This is a genomic window from Nocardia sp. N2S4-5 (assembly GCF_044628355.1).
Taxonomy (GTDB): domain Bacteria; phylum Actinomycetota; class Actinomycetes; order Mycobacteriales; family Mycobacteriaceae; genus Nocardia; species Nocardia wallacei_B.
In genome coordinates this window covers 2,408,974-2,423,825 of sequence record NZ_JBIUPM010000001.1, presented here as the reverse complement: position 1 = coordinate 2,423,825, position 14,852 = coordinate 2,408,974, and the positions used below count along the sequence as shown (strand labels likewise).

The 14,852-nt window shown below is 68.2% G+C and carries 18 protein-coding genes and 1 pseudogene; 12 read left to right on the top strand and 7 right to left on the bottom strand.

The genetic code is table 11. The features are described from left to right. Positions 1 to 54: 54 nt before the first annotated feature. The 4 genes from ACFMRZ_RS10705 to ACFMRZ_RS10690 form a co-directional block, all read right to left on the bottom strand. Positions 55 to 1,023, bottom strand: coding sequence for a sigma-70 family RNA polymerase sigma factor (locus ACFMRZ_RS10705; protein WP_187687864.1), 969 nt, complete (start codon positions 1,021 to 1,023; stop codon positions 55 to 57). Between the two features lie 193 nt (positions 1,024 to 1,216). Beyond that, complete coding sequence (locus ACFMRZ_RS10700) at positions 1,217 to 2,773, bottom strand: methyltransferase (protein WP_400178994.1); 1,557 nt, start codon at positions 2,771 to 2,773, stop codon at positions 1,217 to 1,219. Positions 2,774 to 2,903: 130 nt separating this feature from the next. Beyond that, positions 2,904 to 3,914 carry a GlxA family transcriptional regulator gene (locus tag ACFMRZ_RS10695; protein ID WP_400178992.1) on the bottom strand — a complete coding sequence of 337 codons (1,011 nt, stop codon included), beginning with the start codon at positions 3,912 to 3,914 and terminating at the stop codon, positions 2,904 to 2,906. Positions 3,915 to 4,029: 115 nt separating this feature from the next. After that, positions 4,030 to 4,767 carry a VOC family protein gene (locus ACFMRZ_RS10690; protein WP_400178991.1) on the bottom strand — a complete coding sequence of 246 codons (738 nt, stop codon included), beginning with the start codon at positions 4,765 to 4,767 and terminating at the stop codon, positions 4,030 to 4,032. 97 nt (positions 4,768 to 4,864) lie between these two features. Between ACFMRZ_RS10690 and ACFMRZ_RS10685 the strand changes: the two genes are divergently transcribed. Beyond that, complete coding sequence (locus tag ACFMRZ_RS10685; RefSeq protein ID WP_400182822.1) at positions 4,865 to 6,169, top strand: MFS transporter; 1,305 nt, start codon at positions 4,865 to 4,867, stop codon at positions 6,167 to 6,169. Here ACFMRZ_RS10685 and ACFMRZ_RS10680 read toward each other — a convergent pair. Continuing rightward, positions 6,140 to 6,580, bottom strand: coding sequence for a DUF3099 domain-containing protein (locus ACFMRZ_RS10680; RefSeq protein WP_400178989.1), 441 nt, complete (start codon positions 6,578 to 6,580; stop codon positions 6,140 to 6,142). The genes ACFMRZ_RS10685 and ACFMRZ_RS10680 overlap by 30 nt on opposite strands. 68 nt (positions 6,581 to 6,648) lie before the next feature. Between ACFMRZ_RS10680 and ACFMRZ_RS10675 the strand changes: the two genes are divergently transcribed. Next, positions 6,649 to 6,882 (top strand): DUF3039 domain-containing protein, encoded by a 234-nt coding sequence (locus ACFMRZ_RS10675; RefSeq protein WP_280276785.1) that lies wholly within the window; start codon positions 6,649 to 6,651, stop codon positions 6,880 to 6,882. Between the two features lie 182 nt (positions 6,883 to 7,064). Here ACFMRZ_RS10675 and ACFMRZ_RS10670 read toward each other — a convergent pair whose 3' ends face one another. Next, positions 7,065 to 7,238, bottom strand: a complete 174-nt coding sequence (locus tag ACFMRZ_RS10670) for a CsbD family protein (RefSeq protein WP_280363601.1) — start codon at positions 7,236 to 7,238, stop codon at positions 7,065 to 7,067. Positions 7,239 to 7,564: 326 nt separating this feature from the next. After that, the gene (locus tag ACFMRZ_RS10665; RefSeq protein ID WP_400178986.1) at positions 7,565 to 8,452 is read right to left on the bottom strand and encodes an aldo/keto reductase family oxidoreductase; all 888 of its coding nucleotides are present in this window, start codon (positions 8,450 to 8,452) and stop codon (positions 7,565 to 7,567) included. A gap of 115 nt (positions 8,453 to 8,567) precedes the next feature. Here ACFMRZ_RS10665 and ACFMRZ_RS10660 point away from each other — a divergent pair, with 115 nt between their 5' ends. The 10 genes and pseudogenes from ACFMRZ_RS10660 to ACFMRZ_RS10615 all read left to right on the top strand — a co-directional run bounded on the left by ACFMRZ_RS10660 (position 8,568) and on the right by ACFMRZ_RS10615 (position 14,821). Then, positions 8,568 to 8,993, top strand: a complete 426-nt coding sequence (locus ACFMRZ_RS10660; RefSeq protein WP_400178984.1) for a winged helix-turn-helix transcriptional regulator — start codon at positions 8,568 to 8,570, stop codon at positions 8,991 to 8,993. A 529-nt stretch (positions 8,994 to 9,522) separates the two neighbouring features. After that, entirely contained in the window at positions 9,523 to 10,221 is a 699-nt protein-coding gene (locus ACFMRZ_RS10655; protein ID WP_400178983.1) for a TetR/AcrR family transcriptional regulator, read from the top strand. 108 nt (positions 10,222 to 10,329) lie between these two features. Further along, positions 10,330 to 11,352, top strand: a complete 1,023-nt coding sequence (locus tag ACFMRZ_RS10650) for an esterase/lipase family protein (RefSeq protein ID WP_400178982.1) — start codon at positions 10,330 to 10,332, stop codon at positions 11,350 to 11,352. Continuing rightward, on the top strand, positions 11,345 to 11,620 hold the full coding sequence (locus ACFMRZ_RS10645; protein WP_400178980.1) for a hypothetical protein: 276 nt from the start codon (positions 11,345 to 11,347) through the stop codon (positions 11,618 to 11,620). The genes ACFMRZ_RS10650 and ACFMRZ_RS10645 overlap by 8 nt, the downstream gene beginning before the upstream one ends. Before the next feature lie 129 nt (positions 11,621 to 11,749). Continuing rightward, on the top strand, positions 11,750 to 11,878 hold the full coding sequence (locus ACFMRZ_RS10640) for a hypothetical protein (RefSeq protein ID WP_280276777.1): 129 nt from the start codon (positions 11,750 to 11,752) through the stop codon (positions 11,876 to 11,878). 232 nt (positions 11,879 to 12,110) lie between these two features. Then, positions 12,111 to 12,281: pseudogene (locus tag ACFMRZ_RS10635) on the top strand (2-oxoglutarate and iron-dependent oxygenase domain-containing protein); the annotation flags it as partial. 113 nt (positions 12,282 to 12,394) lie between these two features. Continuing rightward, complete coding sequence (locus ACFMRZ_RS10630; RefSeq protein WP_400178978.1) at positions 12,395 to 12,763, top strand: hypothetical protein; 369 nt, start codon at positions 12,395 to 12,397, stop codon at positions 12,761 to 12,763. Next, positions 12,730 to 13,125, top strand: coding sequence for a hypothetical protein (locus ACFMRZ_RS10625; protein ID WP_400178977.1), 396 nt, complete (start codon positions 12,730 to 12,732; stop codon positions 13,123 to 13,125). The genes ACFMRZ_RS10630 and ACFMRZ_RS10625 overlap by 34 nt, the downstream gene beginning before the upstream one ends. Positions 13,126 to 13,434: 309 nt before the next feature. Beyond that, positions 13,435 to 14,229, top strand: coding sequence for an alpha/beta hydrolase family protein (locus ACFMRZ_RS10620; RefSeq protein ID WP_400178976.1), 795 nt, complete (start codon positions 13,435 to 13,437; stop codon positions 14,227 to 14,229). A 112-nt stretch (positions 14,230 to 14,341) separates the two neighbouring features. Then, positions 14,342 to 14,821, top strand: coding sequence for a hypothetical protein (locus ACFMRZ_RS10615; protein ID WP_400178974.1), 480 nt, complete (start codon positions 14,342 to 14,344; stop codon positions 14,819 to 14,821). Positions 14,822 to 14,852 lie beyond the last annotated feature (31 nt).

Genomic DNA, 14,852 nt, shown 5'->3' with positions numbered 1-14,852 from the left:
GCCGGATTCCGGACGGCCCAGCGTCTGTGGGGGGCTGTCATCGCCCCGGTTCGCTCAGCTGGCGTAGGCACGCAGGCGATCGGCGCGCTCGCCCTTGCGCAGCTTCGCCATGACCTCGCGCTCTATCTGGCGCACTCGCTCGCGGGACAGGCCGAACAGCTTGCCGATCTGGTCCAGCGTGCGCGGCTGGCCGTCGTCCAGGCCGAACCGCAGCCGGATGACCTGCTGCTCACGCTCGTCCAGGGTGGCCAGCACGCTGCGCACATCGCGGTGCATCAGCCCGGCGATGACGGCGCTCTCGGCCGAGGTGGCCTCGGAGTCCTCGATGAAATCGCCGAGCGGGGCTTCTTCGTCACTGCCGACGGGCATGTCCAGGCTTACCGGGTCGCGGCTGTGGTCGAGCAGATCGGCGATCTTCTCCTCCGGGATGCCCGACTCGGCGGCCAGTTCGGCGTCGGTGGCCTCGCGGCCGAGCTGCTGGTGCAGTTCGCGCTTGATCCGGGCGAGCTTGTTGACCTGCTCGACCAGGTGCACGGGCAGCCGGATGGTGCGGCTCTGATCCGCCATGCCGCGGGTGATGGCCTGCCGGATCCACCAGGTGGCGTAGGTGGAGAACTTGAAGCCCTTGGTGTAATCGAACTTCTCCATCGCGCGGATCAGGCCCAGGTTGCCCTCCTGGATCAGATCCAGCAGCGGCATGCCGCGACCGGTGTAGCGCTTGGCCAGCGACACGACCAGGCGCAGGTTCGCCTCGAGGAGATGCTGGCGCGCGGCTTGACCGTCGCGAACCAGGATCGCCAGGTCCCGCTTGCGGGTGGCGGACAATCGCTTGCCCGTTTCCAACAGGTGCTGGGCATAGAGGCCCGCCTCGATGCGCTTGGCCAGCTCGACCTCGTCGGCGGCCGTGAGCAGCGCCGTCTTGCCGATCCCGTTCAGGTACACCCGTACCAGGTCGGCGGCGGGGCTCTGGGCGTCGAGGTCCTGTTCGCTGGCGCGCACTCCAGTGGTGGCGGGGCTTGTCATGACTTGCCTCCTGTCGGTGGTGTCTCACTCCGAACAACGGACCCGACACTGGGAAAGTTCCCCGCCACAGTCCCGGTAAACCGCAGCTGAGCTGCGGGTTTCACCGCTTCCATCTGAGAAGTTCCTAAGAAGCAAGTGGTCCGGGAACGTCGGGTGCGCGCTGTTGCCCGACGGCTACCCCCGAGGCCCGTGACTACACGGGGCGGATCAGGCCGTGCCGCACCAATCCGGTCGTGATGGAGAGGGCCGCGGCGCGCAATTCCGATGTGGCTGTGGTGCCGGTGTGGCCGATTGCCAGCAATTCGACCAGTTCTTCCAACGGCAGGCCGTCCGCGCGCATTCCCGCCAGCAGGGCGGCGGCGGTGTCGTCGATCTCGTGCTGCCAGCGGGGTCCGTTGCCGCGGTGCAGCCGGACCACGGCCGGTTCCCAGCCCTCGGTCCCGGGCAGGAAGACGCGTTCCAGCGCGGTGGCGGGGTCGACCTCGAATCGTGAAGTCCAGGCACGGTTTTCGTCCGCAGCGACCGCGCGCAGCCAGGCCGATCGCCGGAAGTACGCGGTGGCCTCGGCGCCCAGCGGGTCGTCGAAGCCGTGGGTCAGGTCCTCGGCGAGCACCTCGGTGGGCCCGTCGACCGCGCGCAGGTAGACGAATCCGAATCCGATGCCCTCGACCTCCGCCGCCGCGAACGCGTCCAGCCAGCGCTCGGCTCGCCGTTGGGCCTGCGGGTCGCGTGGATCCAGCCCGGCATCGCGCAGCCAGGTTCCGACGTAGAGGGCGGGGTCGGCGACGTCGCGCTGCACGATCCAGGCGTCGACGCCGTGGTCGGGCAGCCAGGATGCCACCCGGGTGCGCCAGTCCTCGCCGGCCACGTGCACCCACGAGGCCAGCATGGCCGCGGTGCCGCCCGGGTTCAGCAGTTCGGGCGCGCGGGAGACGACCAATTCACTGGCGCCGTCGAGCGCCAGCCCGGAGTCGCGGTAGGTGTGCTCGACGCGGGCCGGGCCGACCACGAACGGGGGATTCGCGACGATCTGGTCGAAGCGCCGCCCGGCGACCGGCTCGAACCAGGCCCCTTCCAGCAATTCGATATCGAGGCCGTTGAGCGCGGCGGTCGCCCCGGCCAGCCACAACGCGCGCCTGCTGACGTCGGTGCCGGTGACCGTGTCCGCGTACGCGGCGGCGTGCACGGCCTGCACGCCGCAGCCGGTGCCCAGGTCCAGGACGGTGCCGACCGGCGCGGTAGGGGTGGCGCGCAGCAGCGACAGCGAGGCCTGCCCGACGCCGAGTACGTGGTCGGCGCTCAGCGTGCGCCGCCGCATACTGTCGTCCAGGTCCGACAGCACCCAGCGGGGGCCGGCGCCGAGATCGAGCGGACGCAGGTCGAGGGCGGCGCGGATCTCGTCGCCGTCGCGGTCTAGTAGTCCCGCGGCGATCGCGCGGTCGATTCCGACGGGTGCGAGGGCCGCACTCGCCTCGTATTCCGGGACCGGATCGCCGAGCAGCAGCAGCCGCACCAGCGTGCCCAACTCACCGGCGTCACGGGCGGCCCGGCGCACCGGTACCGGCTCGGAACGTCCGAGCGCGGTGTGCGCGTCCTCGCCCAAGACCTCGAGCAACGTGTCGGCGTCGTAGCGGACGCGGGACAGAGCGGTGCACAGATCCGGGGCGAGGTGGGCGAGCGCGGATCCGGTGCCCGTTGCGCGGTCCTCCCGGGCAACCTCGTGGAACACACCTGTCGGATTCGTCGGCATGACCGAAAACTCTGCCATCGACCCAGCCAGGACTCCGTGCTGGCCCGCGTTCCCGCCTGTGTCGGCCGCTTGTCAGTTCGGCACGCGTCCGCCTGGCACCGCAGATCGCGGCTGTCATCTGAACCGCTCATCACCCCGGCAGGTTTGTGGCCGGGGCCGTGATTCGCTCCGGCTGCGGGCCGGATCGGAAGGTCTTGCGGTAGGCGAGCGGGGGGACGCCCAGTTCGGCGCGCATGTGGTGGCGTAGGGACGCGGCGGTGCCCAGACCGGCCGCGCGGGCGACCTCGTCGATCGGGAGGTCGGTGGATTCGAGCAGGTGGCGGGCGTGGCGCAGGCGTTGTTGAAGGAGCCAGGCCCCGGGGGCCAGGCCGGTTTCGGCTTTGAAGCGGCGGGTGAAGGTACGGACGCTCATCCGGGCGTGCGCGGACAGGGCGGACAGGTCCAGGTCGTGGTCGAGATGACGCAGCGCCCAGGCTCGAGTAGGTGCCGTGCCGTCGGAGCCATCCTCGGGCACGTGGCGGTCGATGTACTGCGACTGGCCGCCCTCGCGCCATGGCGGCACCACGCAGTAGCGCGCCACCCGGTTGGCGACCTCGCTGCCGTGATCGGTGCGCACCAGGTGCAGGCACAGATCCAGCCCGGCCGCCAAACCCGCTGAGGTGCACAGGTTTCCGTCCTCGACGAACAGCAGGTTCTCGTCCAGCCGCACCCGCGGGAACAGTCGCCGGAAGTCGTCGGCGAACGACCAGTGCGAGGTCGCCCGCCGGCCGTCGAGCAGTCCCGCGGCGGCGAGGACGAACGCGCCGGTGCAGATGGAGACGATCCGCGCGCCGGGCCGGATCGTCGCGAGAACCCCTGCCAACTCCGGCGAAAGCGTTCCGTGCCGACGCGGGCCCGGCATTTGCGTACCGGGCACGATCACCGTGTCGGCAGCCGCCACCCAGTCCGGACCGGCCTGCGGGACGATCGCATAACCCATCGTGGTGGGCACCGCGTCGGTGCTCAATCCGCAGATCCGCACGTCGTACAGCTTGGTCCCGTCGGCGGTCGCCGCATTGCCCAGCACGGTCGGGGGGATCGTCATATCGAACCCGACCACCGGTGCCAGCGCGAGCACCGCCACCCGATGCTTGCCGGTCATGGCTGCGCCACCTTCGCACCGCGCCGATGTATCCGAGTCGGCGCTGGTGTCGAACTCGGGATTGTCCGGGCAGGTGGTGCACGGTGGGCGGGGATGTGTGGTTGCGGGAGGTTGCTCACTGCGGCAACCGCCCCGTGACCGGATGACGGCCGGTGAGGCAGTAGACACCGCCCGTCGGGTCGTGCATCACCGCCCAGTGCGCGCCGCGGGACACCCGGCGAGCGCCGAGCGTCTCGTGCCAGGCGGCCGTGGCGTCGATATCCGCGCAGGCGATGTCGATGTGCCCGGTGGACGGACCCTCGGTGTCCTTGCGCTGCAGCAGGATTCGGATAGGCAGCGGCTCCGGCACGGTGATGCCGGTGAACTCCCGTAGGGCGCTGGGTCGCGCCGGCCAGCCGGTCAGCGCGGTCCAGAACCCGACCTCGCGATCGAACGCGCTGGGTGGGATATCCAGGCACACCTGGTCGAGGCGGCTGAGTACGCCGTCGTTCCCGGTGATCGGGGCGGGCGCCGCGCTGCCGTCGCCGGTGGTCAGGCAGAACGCCGCGCCGCTCGGTGAGCGCATCGACAGGAAATGGCCGCGATCGGCGACGAGCACCGCGCCCACGCCGAGCGCGTGCCGGCGGGCGGCGTCGAGATCCTCGACATCGAGATCGAGGTGAGCACCGCCGGGACCGCCGACACGCTGGCCGCGCACACACGGGTCGCCCTGGGACGGCAGCAGCGTGACGAATTCACCGTCCACGCCGTGCGGCTCGGACAATCGCGTGCCCGTCACGGCGGTCCAGAAGGCCATCGCGGTCTCGAAGCGATCGGTCGGCCGATCGATGAAGGCACAGTTCCAGCGAATCATTCGGTCCTCCCAGAGAGTGGCCAGATATTGACGGATTGTGGCATTCAGGCCACTCGTCGGGCAACCGGTCGTACCGCAGGATCTTTGGGTGACCGAATTGCGAGACCCCGCCGACGCGGTTACCCCCGTGCGGCGCAAGCGTTTTCCTCTCCCGCATCCGGCCTGGGCGGTCGCGGCGGCCGGATTCGTGGCACTGATCGGCGCGGCCGGATTCCGGTCGGTGCCGAGCGTGCTGATGGATCCGCTGCACGAGGAGTTCGGCTGGTCGCACGGCGCCATCGGCTCGGCGGTTTCGCTGAATGTCCTGCTGTACGGCCTGATTTCGCCGTTCGCGGCGGCGCTGATGGACCGGTTCGGCATCCGCCGCGTGGTCGCGAGCGCCCTGCTGCTGGTGGCGGCGGGCAGCGGCCTGACCGTGTTCATGACCGAATCGTGGCAACTGCTGGCGACCTGGGGTCTGCTGGTGGGAATCGGGGTGGGCTCGATGTCCATGCCGTTCGTCGCCACGATCACCGGCCGGTGGTTCGTGCGTCACCGCGGGCTGGTCACCGGCGTACTGACCGCGGCCGGGGCGACCGGGCAGCTGGTCTTCCTGCCGCTGATCTCCGCGCTGGCACAGGCCCACGGCTGGCGGGTGCCGTCACTGGTGGTGGCGGGAACCGCGCTGGCGGTCGTCCCGCTGGTGCTGCTGTTCATCCGCGACTTCCCGAGCGACGTGGGCGCGCGAGCGTACGGCGCTGAACCAGGCAGCGCCGCGGGGGTGCGGACGGCGGTGTCCGGCGGCGCGGGACGCGCGCTGACGGTGCTCGCGAGGGTCGCCCGGACGCCCCAATTCTGGCTGCTGGCAGGCGGTTTCGCGGTGTGCGGGGCGTCCACCAACGGACTCGTCGGCACCCATTTCGTCAGCGCCGCACACGATCACGGCATGCCGCCGACCACCGCGGCGGGCCTGCTGGCCGTCGTCGGAATCTTCGACGTGGCCGGGACCATCGCCTCCGGCTGGTTCACCGACCGGGTCGACTCGCGCTATCTGCTGGTCGCCTACTACTCGCTGCGGGGGCTGTCGCTGTTGATCCTGCCCGCGCTGTTCGCGCCCGACACCCGCCCGAGCATGTGGGTTTTCATCATCTTCTACGGCCTCGACTGGATCGCCACGGTCCCGCCCACGGTGGCCCTGTGCCGCAAGCACTTCGGTGAGGACGGGCCCATCGCCTTCGGCTGGGTGTTCGCCTCCCATCAGGTCGGCGCCGCGCTCGCCGCGACCGGCGCGGGCGTCATCCGTGACCTGCAGGGCAGCTACGATCTGGCCTGGTATCTCGCCGGTGCGCTGTGCGGCGCCGCGGCCGTGATGTCGGCGGTGATCCGGCGCGGCTCAGCCGTCGATCGACCGGTGGCTGCCTGACTCGAGGGCCTTGGCGGCGCGGCGGCCGTCCCAGCGACTGGGTTCGTCCTTGCGGCGCGGCGGGCGGTCGTTGGCGATCAGCACGGCGATCCACGGCAGCGGGATGGACACCCCGATGATGGCCAGCGATATCAACGGGTTGGCCCACAGTCCGTAGGCGATCGCCGCGAGCACCAGGCACGGTATGCGGAACGCCATGATGATCGTGTACCGGCGCACCCGGTCACGATGCTGTTGCTCCAGCGACGGAGCGGCCTCGGTGATCAGGGCAGGGCGCTGGTCCTCGCCCGGGAAATAGCCGCCGGACGGGCGCGACGGGCGGGGGACCGAACCGGGTGGACGCATCTCGAACTCGGGGCGAACCTCATCGTCGCGGTCTTCGGCTTCAGGGGATTCGCCGTCACGCTGCATACCTCGAGTCTTCCACTCGACGCCACCGATTGCACACACGGACCGGCGCGGCTGGCATCATGGACCACGTGAGCACTGACACCCTCGTGCGTCCGGATACGACCACCGACGAGTCGACCACCGACGACACCCCCAAGTACTTCCACTACGTGAAAAAGGAAAAGATCGCCGAGAGTGCCGTCATGGGCACCCACGTGGTAGCCCTCTGCGGCGAAGTCTTCCCCGTCACCCGCTCCGCCAAGCCCGGCTCTCCCGTCTGCCCGGAGTGCAAGCGGATCTACGAGCTGATGAAGAAGGACTAGGTTTTTTCGCTCGTCAGGGGCCCTGGTTGGTTGACCAGGGTTGGCCCAAAGCGTCACTTGGTGCCACTTCGCTCACATGCGGTTGATGGTGGCCACCCCGCGCCCGGATCGCCCTCGCTGCCCTGCAACTCGCAGCCATCGACGGCTTGACGGCGCCCTAGGACACGGGGTGGGGGCGTGGGCTACTTGTCGAAGGCGTCCTTGATCTTCTCGCCGGCGTCCTTGATGTTGGACTTCGCCTGGTCGGCCTTGCCCTCGTTCTCCGTGTCGGCATCGCCGGCCGCTTGGCCGAACTTCTCCTTCGCCTGTCCGGTCAGATCGTCGAGCTTGTTCTTGGCCTTGTCCGTGGCGCCCATTGCGGTCTCCCTTCGTGCGGAGTCCGGTGGCAGTTGCCGCCGGCCTGCAACCGTCATTGCCCGGGGAGCCGTCGTCAAACACCGCGGCGGCGATCGGCTCACCCCGCACGGCGAGTAATCGTGATCGACACTTTCATGTCGCCTCACCGCAGTCGGCGGTGGACTGATTGTCGGTGTGGCTGGCTAGGATTCGCGTCGTGTCCCGGACCTTCGATGGCGGTTGTCTCTGCGGCAATATCCGGTTTTCCGCGACCGGCGACCCGGACTTCCCGCATCTGTGCTCGTGTTCGCACTGCCAGCGGCTCTCGGGCGCGCCGGTGCGCTGGTCAGCGACCGATGCTGTCGAGTTCGGCCACATCCTCGTCGGAGAGGCGGAGCCCGGCTCCGGCGATGTTCTCGCGCAGGTGAGCGGTGGACGAAGTGCCGGGGATGAGCAGGATGTTCGGCGAGCGCTGCATCAGCCAAGCCAGCGCGATCGACATGGGCGTCGCCGCCAGTCGGTTCGCGACCTGTGAGAGAGCCTCGGACTGCAGCGGCGTGAAGCCTCCCAGTGGGAAGAACGGCACGTAGGCGATGCCCTCGGCGGCGAGGTGGTCTACGAGGTCGTCGTCGTGGCGGTGGGCGAGGTTGTACATGTTCTGCACGCACACGATCGGGGCGATGCTGCGCGCCTGGGCGACCTGCGTGCCGGTGACGTTACTGACACCGAGGTGGCGGATGAGTCCCTCTTGCTGAAGGTCGGCAAGCGTCTCGAATGCTTCGGTGATCGAGCCGGGTTGGGGGCCCTGAGCGTCGCCCATGCGCATGTTGACCAGGTCGAGGATCTCGACTCCGAGTGATTGGAGGTTCTCATGGACCTGCTTGCGCAGCTCTTCGGGGCGCCGGGCAGTGGGCCAGGCGCCCTGGGCGTCGCGGGTGGCACCCACCTTGGTGGCGATGAACAGCGGTTCCGGGTAGGGGTGCAGCGCTTCGCGGATCAGCTCGTTCGTGATGCGCGGCCCGTAGGCATCGCTGGTGTCGATGTGGGTGATCCCGAGGCTGATCGCCTCGCGCAGCACAGCCAGGGCGCCGTCGTGGTCGGCGGGCGGGCCCATGACCCACGGGCCGGCGAGTTGCATCGCGCCGTAGCCGAACCGGGTGACGGGCGAGTCACCCAGCGTCCAGGTTCCGCCGGGAAGAGGTGCGGAGGGCGTGTTCATCGTGGCGCCTTTCATTTCATGCCGGGGGTGGTGTCTCCAGCCCCCTTGCATCAGTATTGGAGAGGAACTTCCTGCCGGGAAGTAGGCACTCTGAAGTGCGTAACAACCCAGAAGGCGAGAGGCGAGATCAGTGGCAACGACGAAGGCCGACAAACAAGCGCAAGCCAAGTCGGAGTACAACGCGTTTCTGGCGGTGTGTCCCAGCCGTCAGCTCCTCGACCGGATCTCGGACAAGTGGGTCGTGCTGATCCTGTGTGCACTGGGCGGTGACACACCCGGTGGATCGAACACTCCGAAGGCGATGCGCTACTCCGAGCTGGCCCGGCTACTGGCCGGCGTCAGCCAGAAGATGCTGACCCAGACCCTGCGGGCGCTCGAACGCGACGGCTTGCTCATCCGAACCGTGACACCCACCGTCCCTGTCACCGTCACCTACGAGCTGACCGACCTCGGCCTCTCACTCCACCACCTGACACGCGGGCTCAGACAGTGGGCCCAGACCCATATGGAACACGTCCTCGCCCATCGCGAGAGCCACGACACACGAGCCTCCTAGCATGGCAGCCCTGTCTCCGCCACCGGCCCGACCATGCGTGTGGTGCAGCGGACGCGGGTCAAGTCGAGCCCGCATTCACCGCGGAACCGTCCTGATCCCCGACCAGAAGCACGACGACAACGCCGCGGCCCGGCTGTTCGAACGCCTGCAGCGCGCCGCGCGCCCTCGTCGCCCACGCCTACGAAACCGGGTCCGCCGACGCCACAGCATCGACACCGTTGACGGGGGCCGGAAGCCACCGAGCAACTCCACGCCGAGTCGGATGCCAAGGCTTGGCAAGCCGCTCGACCCCGTGCTGGATCTGTGGAACCAGCACACGATCTCGTTCACCGCTGCCCGAACTCGCCGCTGACACACGCGGGAGTTCATTGACAGTTTTCGTGGCGAAAAGCTACTGACATCTCAGTCGCGAGGCGCGGCAGCACGGTGGCCGGTGAGAGGCGCTGTCCATGATTTGGGACTATTGACGCCTTAATAGTTCCGCGGAACTATTACAGGGGCGGTAGTTCCATTGTGTCAGGATTGGACGGTGACCAGACCAGGTGCCCCGCTGTCCCACTTGCTGACGCGCGCTGTCGGCTCCATAGCGCACGCCGCGCCGGCCGGTGACGAGACCGAGGCCCGGGTGCTGGACGCGGCCATCGCGGTGCTGGCCCGCAAGGGCACCCGTGAGGCGACCATGGATGACGTCGCGGCCGAATCGGGGGTGGGCCGTACCACATTGTTCCGGCGATTCGCCGGTAAGGACCAGTTGTTCGAGCGTGCTCTGGCTCGTGAGTTCAGCCGCATGCTGGATGGGCTGACCGAACGAATCGCGCTGGTCACCGACCCCACCGACCAACTGGTCGAGGGATTCGCCGCCTTCCTCCACCTGGTCCACCGCCATCCGCTGTTCGGCGTCGGGGACCCCGAGCGCCGCGCCGAGTTGGTGCAGGCGCTCGATCACGGCGACCCGTCCCTGATGCGGTGGGGTCATACCGCGGTACGGACCCACCTCGCCGCCGCCCAGTCCGCCGGTGCGCTGCCCCCCGGCGATCCCGATCGCCAAGCCGACGCCGTGGTCCACCTGACCCTCGGTTACGTCGCGGCCCCCAGCCTCGTCGACGACCTCGCCGACCTCGCCGCGATCGAGCGCCTCGCGCGTATCGCCATCACCCCGATCCTCACCGGCACACCACCACCAGCGTCGCCCCGCACCCGCAAACGCCAACGCGCTCAACCGAACTGACCGCCGGCACCTGTCGGCCCGGCCCGGCCGGTGAGGACCACATCACCGACAGTCCGTCGGTGATGCGCGGACACGCGCTAGTTCGTACCCCCGATCGAAGGAGCAACAATGAGTGGAAACTCGTCCGGAACAAGGGCGTTCCGGCACGGCCTCCTTGCCGCTGCCGCGGTGCTGACCGCCGTCCTCGGTGCCGTGGTACCCGCACACGCCGATCCACTTCCCGCGCAGCCGTATCCGGTGTCGAACCAGTTCCTGCTCGACGCGATCCGGGCCGCGCTGCAAGGCGGCGGAGCGGCCAGCCCGCCGGGGACCAACAACTGGGCGTGCACGCCCACAGCGCAACACCCGGAGCCGGTCGTCCTGGTCCACGGAATTCTGGCCAACCGCAACAACAACTGGCAGACCTACGGTCCTTTGCTGGCCAACGCGGGTTACTGCGTGTACGCGCTGACCTACGGTGGCCCGGGCGGCGATCCCGACGGGTTCATCGGGGGACTGGGATCAATGCGTGACGGTGCGGCGACTCTCGACGCCTTCGTCGACCGCGTCCGCCGAGCTACCGGCGCGCCGACGGTCGCGATCGTCGGGCACTCGCTCGGCGCGACCATGCCCTACTGGTACCTCAAAGCCGGTGGCGGCGCCGGGAAAGTGTCGAAGATGATCGGGCTCGCCGGCGCGGTACAGGGCTTCGACCGCAACATCGTGACCACCGGCTCGGCCGACATCGTCCAAGGAGAGGGGCAACCGGACTCGACGTTCATGCGGGAGCTGCACGACGGCGGAATCGCGGTACCCGGAATCGCCTACACCCAGATCGTCACCAGGTACGACGAAATCCTGCCCTACACAGCGGGTCTGATCGAGGAACCCGGCGTCGCGAACCACATCGTGCAGGACCTGTGCCCCCAGGACTACGCCGACCACCTGTCCATCAACTCCGACCCCGTCACCGCCCGACTGGTCCTCAACGCCCTCGACCCCGGACATCCGCAACCGGTGGAATGCACCCTGGTCCTGCCCGCGATCGGAGTTCCCCCACCGGCCCCGGGCAATAAAACCGGGCAAACACCGACGAACGCGGCTCGCACGACAGCGTCCATCCAGCTTCACCACCGCATCGCTCATGCGTGACCGCGCGAGCTACAACCCGTTCACCCTGATCCGCAGCCTGGTCGCGCTGCGGAACTCGCCGTTCGTGGAACCCGCTGTCCGCCAACGACTCCGCGCCTACAACAGGCCCGGGTTTCATCCAGACGATTTCGACAACAGCGAGTTGCTCCGACACTGGACAGCCGAATTGTTCAGTGAGAGAGGCACACTCGTCGACCACCTCGTCACCAACAACCCTCTCGCCGGGCGACACCGTGACGTCGCCGACGACAGCGCCCGCAACCCCTAGAAACAGCGTCAGCATACGTCTGCACGAACGGTGGTTCGAGACACCGAACGAAGAACGCCGAAGGCTAAACTCGGATAACTCTCCCTCACCGGCGAAGGATCCAACATCGGCCGCGACCGCGGCCAAGCCGTGAGCTCGGACTACGCGAGCCCCTTCCCGATCATCGCCGCGCTACTCAGCAGTGTCGTGCTCACCGCAGGCGACGACGTATCCATGGACTACGAACGAGAACTGGCCGCCATCTACGAACGCGACTGACTTCCACACCACCACACGAGGTGTGGACTTCGGTGATCTCCCTGCGAGGCGCGGCCCGCACAAGACACAATGGGACTGCGCTCAAACCGCACCCGGCCAGTGCTGTCCGGAAAGCGTTGGCCCGGTGGGTTTCTCGCCCACCTTCGGTATTCGAAGGAGTTCGGGTATGGATGTCGCGACGGTGGACTTGTCCCGCGATGATCCCGCGGCACGGCGCGAGTCGCGGGCTCAGTTCCACGGCTATTCGCGGGTGGGTGGTGAGCACACCCGTGGTCGACCGGACTGGCGGGAGCAGTTCGATGCCGGCCCGGAACGACCACCGCTGGAACTCGGACCCGGAGATCCTCGGTATCTGCGTTTGATCGGGCCCAATCAATGGCCGACCGCACTGCCGGAACTGCAGGCCGGGGTGCATCGCGTGCTCAGCCCGCCCGGTGGCCGGGACCGCTTCAGTGCGGCATTCTTCCTCGCACCACGATTGGACGCAGTGGTCGATCGCTGGTGCCGGGCGGTGTCATGAACACGACCGCGTTGCTGACCGCGCATCTCGCCGGCCTTGCCGAAACGGGAGAGCTGCCACACGCCTACCGCGAGTTCCGTGAATCCGGTTTCACCACAACGGGTTTCCTGGGCCTCGAGACGGTCACAGCGGCCGTCCGCGCGGAAGCCGAAGCGCTGATCACCTCGCACGGAACTCGTCGCGAGCTACGATTCGCCGAAACCGGACATACGCCACGCCGCATGCGTAATGTGCGCCGCAGCGAAATCCATCGACACGGCGCCGTGATTCCCGCCCTCTACGAATCCGAGAGCCTGCGCCAGGCCCTGGCCGTAATCACCGGTGAACCGGTATGCGCTGCCCCTACGAGCCCGAGCAATTCGTGATCACCGAGCTGACCGAATCCGGCGATACCCACGGATGGCATTGGGACGACTACAGTTTCGCCCTTGTCTGGGTCCTGGACTGCCCACCCGTCGAGGACGGCGGATTCGTGCAATACGTGCCGAATACGGTGTGGGACAAGGAAAGGCCGCGTCTGCACCGCCAGTTCATCGGTCGGCCGATCCTGTCCGCGGAGTTGCGCCCGGGCGACCTCTACCTCATGCGCACCGACACCTCCCTGCACCGGGTCTATCCGCTGTCCGGCGGGCGCCGACTGATCCTCAACATGGCCTTCGCCGCCCACCGAGACCTCACCAAAACCCTCAGTCACGAAACAATGGACACGTTGTGGGCGACGCCATGAGGATCCCCGAATTCGGCGGACTCGGCGAGGGTCACGTCGCCACGCTCGCACACCCGCACGGTGTTCGCCGACGATCTGGCCACCGCACCCGCGGTGGCCCGAGCGCTCGCCGCGCCCGAGGTGCTCTCGGCCAACTGGCGTACCCGCGTACCGAGGACGTGCTCGCCATACCCTCGTTGTGCCCGCACAACATTCACGACGCCCTACCGCCCGACTACGCCGGATTCGGCTCGGTGAACTGACTGCTGAAAGAATATCCACACGCGGTGCTCACTACGTCCGCCCCACCTCGGCCTCTACTGTGGTCGCATGCGTTCACCGATCACGGGCACCGCCGCCGGGGTGCCGTTCACCGCGTTACCGCCTTCCCGCGAAAGTGCCACGGCATTGATCATCACCTGGCACATGCTGGACGCGCCGAGGTCGGATGCCGCCTTCGCCGCCGCGTTGCCGATGAACGACGTGCCGGCGTGGCGAGTGCATCTCGGTATGCCCATGTGCGGGCCGCGCATGGTCGACGGTAGTACCGACGCCATCGTGGAGTTGGCCACCAAGGACCCGTTGATGCTGTATCTACATCCGTTCGTCCGGCAGGCGGTCGAGGAATTCCCGGCAGCGCTGGAATCGCTGCGCGCTCAGTTGCCGGTCGACAACGGGCCGATCGGTGTGCTCGGCGGCTCCCTCGGCGGTGCGGTCGCGCTGCGGATTCTCGCCGACAGCGAGATTCCGATCTTCGCCGGCGCCCTCGTGAATGCCGCCATCCGGATGCGGTCGGTCGTCGACCTCTTCGGCGACTATCCCTACGACGCCGAGTCCGAAAAGATTGTCGACACACTGGATTTCATTCCCCGGGCCGAAGCCATCGCCGAGCGCGCACCACTGCTGATCGTCAGCGGCGAGGACGACCACCCGGCACTGCGCGCCGACGCGTTACAGCTGGCGGACGCACTGGGCAACCGGGCCGAGTTGCTGTCCATTCCCGGATTGGCACACCCACTCGCCGACGAGCCGGGCATCGAGCCCGCACCCCAGTCGCCGCCGGCCCGCGAGGTGGACGCGAGCCTGACCGAATGGTTCCGGCGCCGGCTCGCAGCGGCCACCTAGGCGACGGCCGTCCCCATGCCGGGTCGCCCTGGCATATTGCGGAACTGCGAAGCGCTGCGGACGCGCCGGGCGGGCTGATGGTGCTCGATCCCGGGGTCGACGACGCCACGAATTGGTATGTAGCACAAGCCGGTGGACGCGGCACGCCCTCGACGCCGACAGCGGCGCGTGGGGTCCGGTGTTCATCTTCTGGGACTCCAGCGACACTGTGCGCCTTGCCGAGTCGCTGCCGGACTTGCTCATGGAGCTCGCCGGCGACTCGCTGGCGGCATGGACCGAGTCGGGTGGTGACGCGAGCAAGTTCGCCGACGTCTATGCCGATCGAGCGGGCATGCGGCACGACCACGAAAACGACATCGAGCCCGTGGCGGCCGCCGCGCTGCGGAGCGGGTCGGATGCGGCACTGGCGGCCATTGCCGGAGGGCTGCCGGATGATGCCGTGATCGCCGATCTGCGCGGTGTGTCAGGAAAGGCCCGAGTCGATGTCTACCCACTCGACTCGCACTTCGAGTTCCGACGCGCGGCATTAGGCCGGGTGCTCATGGGCGTGCCCTGGGACGAGCGAACCATCCGCACTCTCGAAGGCGAGTAGGCGGCGTGCGGATTCGGGTAGCCCTGGAACC

Bases quoted from the DNA above. Each gene is read 5' to 3' on its own strand.
- ACFMRZ_RS10680 (WP_400178989.1), bottom strand. From the start codon at position 6,580: ATGCAGCGTGACGGCGAATCCCCTGAAGCCGAAGACCGCGACGATGAG.
- ACFMRZ_RS10705 (WP_187687864.1), bottom strand. From the start codon at position 1,023: ATGACAAGCCCCGCCACCACTGGAGTGCGCGCCAGCGAACAGGACCTC.
- ACFMRZ_RS10620 (WP_400178976.1), top strand. From the start codon at position 13,435: ATGCGTTCACCGATCACGGGCACCGCCGCCGGGGTGCCGTTCACCGCG.
- ACFMRZ_RS10695 (WP_400178992.1), bottom strand. From the start codon at position 3,914: ATGACCGGCAAGCATCGGGTGGCGGTGCTCGCGCTGGCACCGGTGGTC.
- ACFMRZ_RS10670 (WP_280363601.1), bottom strand. From the start codon at position 7,238: ATGGGCGCCACGGACAAGGCCAAGAACAAGCTCGACGATCTGACCGGA.
- ACFMRZ_RS10690 (WP_400178991.1), bottom strand. From the start codon at position 4,767: ATGATTCGCTGGAACTGTGCCTTCATCGATCGGCCGACCGATCGCTTC.
- ACFMRZ_RS10630 (WP_400178978.1), top strand. From the start codon at position 12,395: ATGAACACGACCGCGTTGCTGACCGCGCATCTCGCCGGCCTTGCCGAA.
- ACFMRZ_RS10625 (WP_400178977.1), top strand. From the start codon at position 12,730: ATGCGCTGCCCCTACGAGCCCGAGCAATTCGTGATCACCGAGCTGACC.
- ACFMRZ_RS10650 (WP_400178982.1), top strand. From the start codon at position 10,330: ATGAGTGGAAACTCGTCCGGAACAAGGGCGTTCCGGCACGGCCTCCTT.
- ACFMRZ_RS10700 (WP_400178994.1), bottom strand. From the start codon at position 2,773: ATGCCGACGAATCCGACAGGTGTGTTCCACGAGGTTGCCCGGGAGGAC.
- ACFMRZ_RS10665 (WP_400178986.1), bottom strand. From the start codon at position 8,452: ATGAAAGGCGCCACGATGAACACGCCCTCCGCACCTCTTCCCGGCGGA.
- ACFMRZ_RS10645 (WP_400178980.1), top strand. From the start codon at position 11,345: ATGCGTGACCGCGCGAGCTACAACCCGTTCACCCTGATCCGCAGCCTG.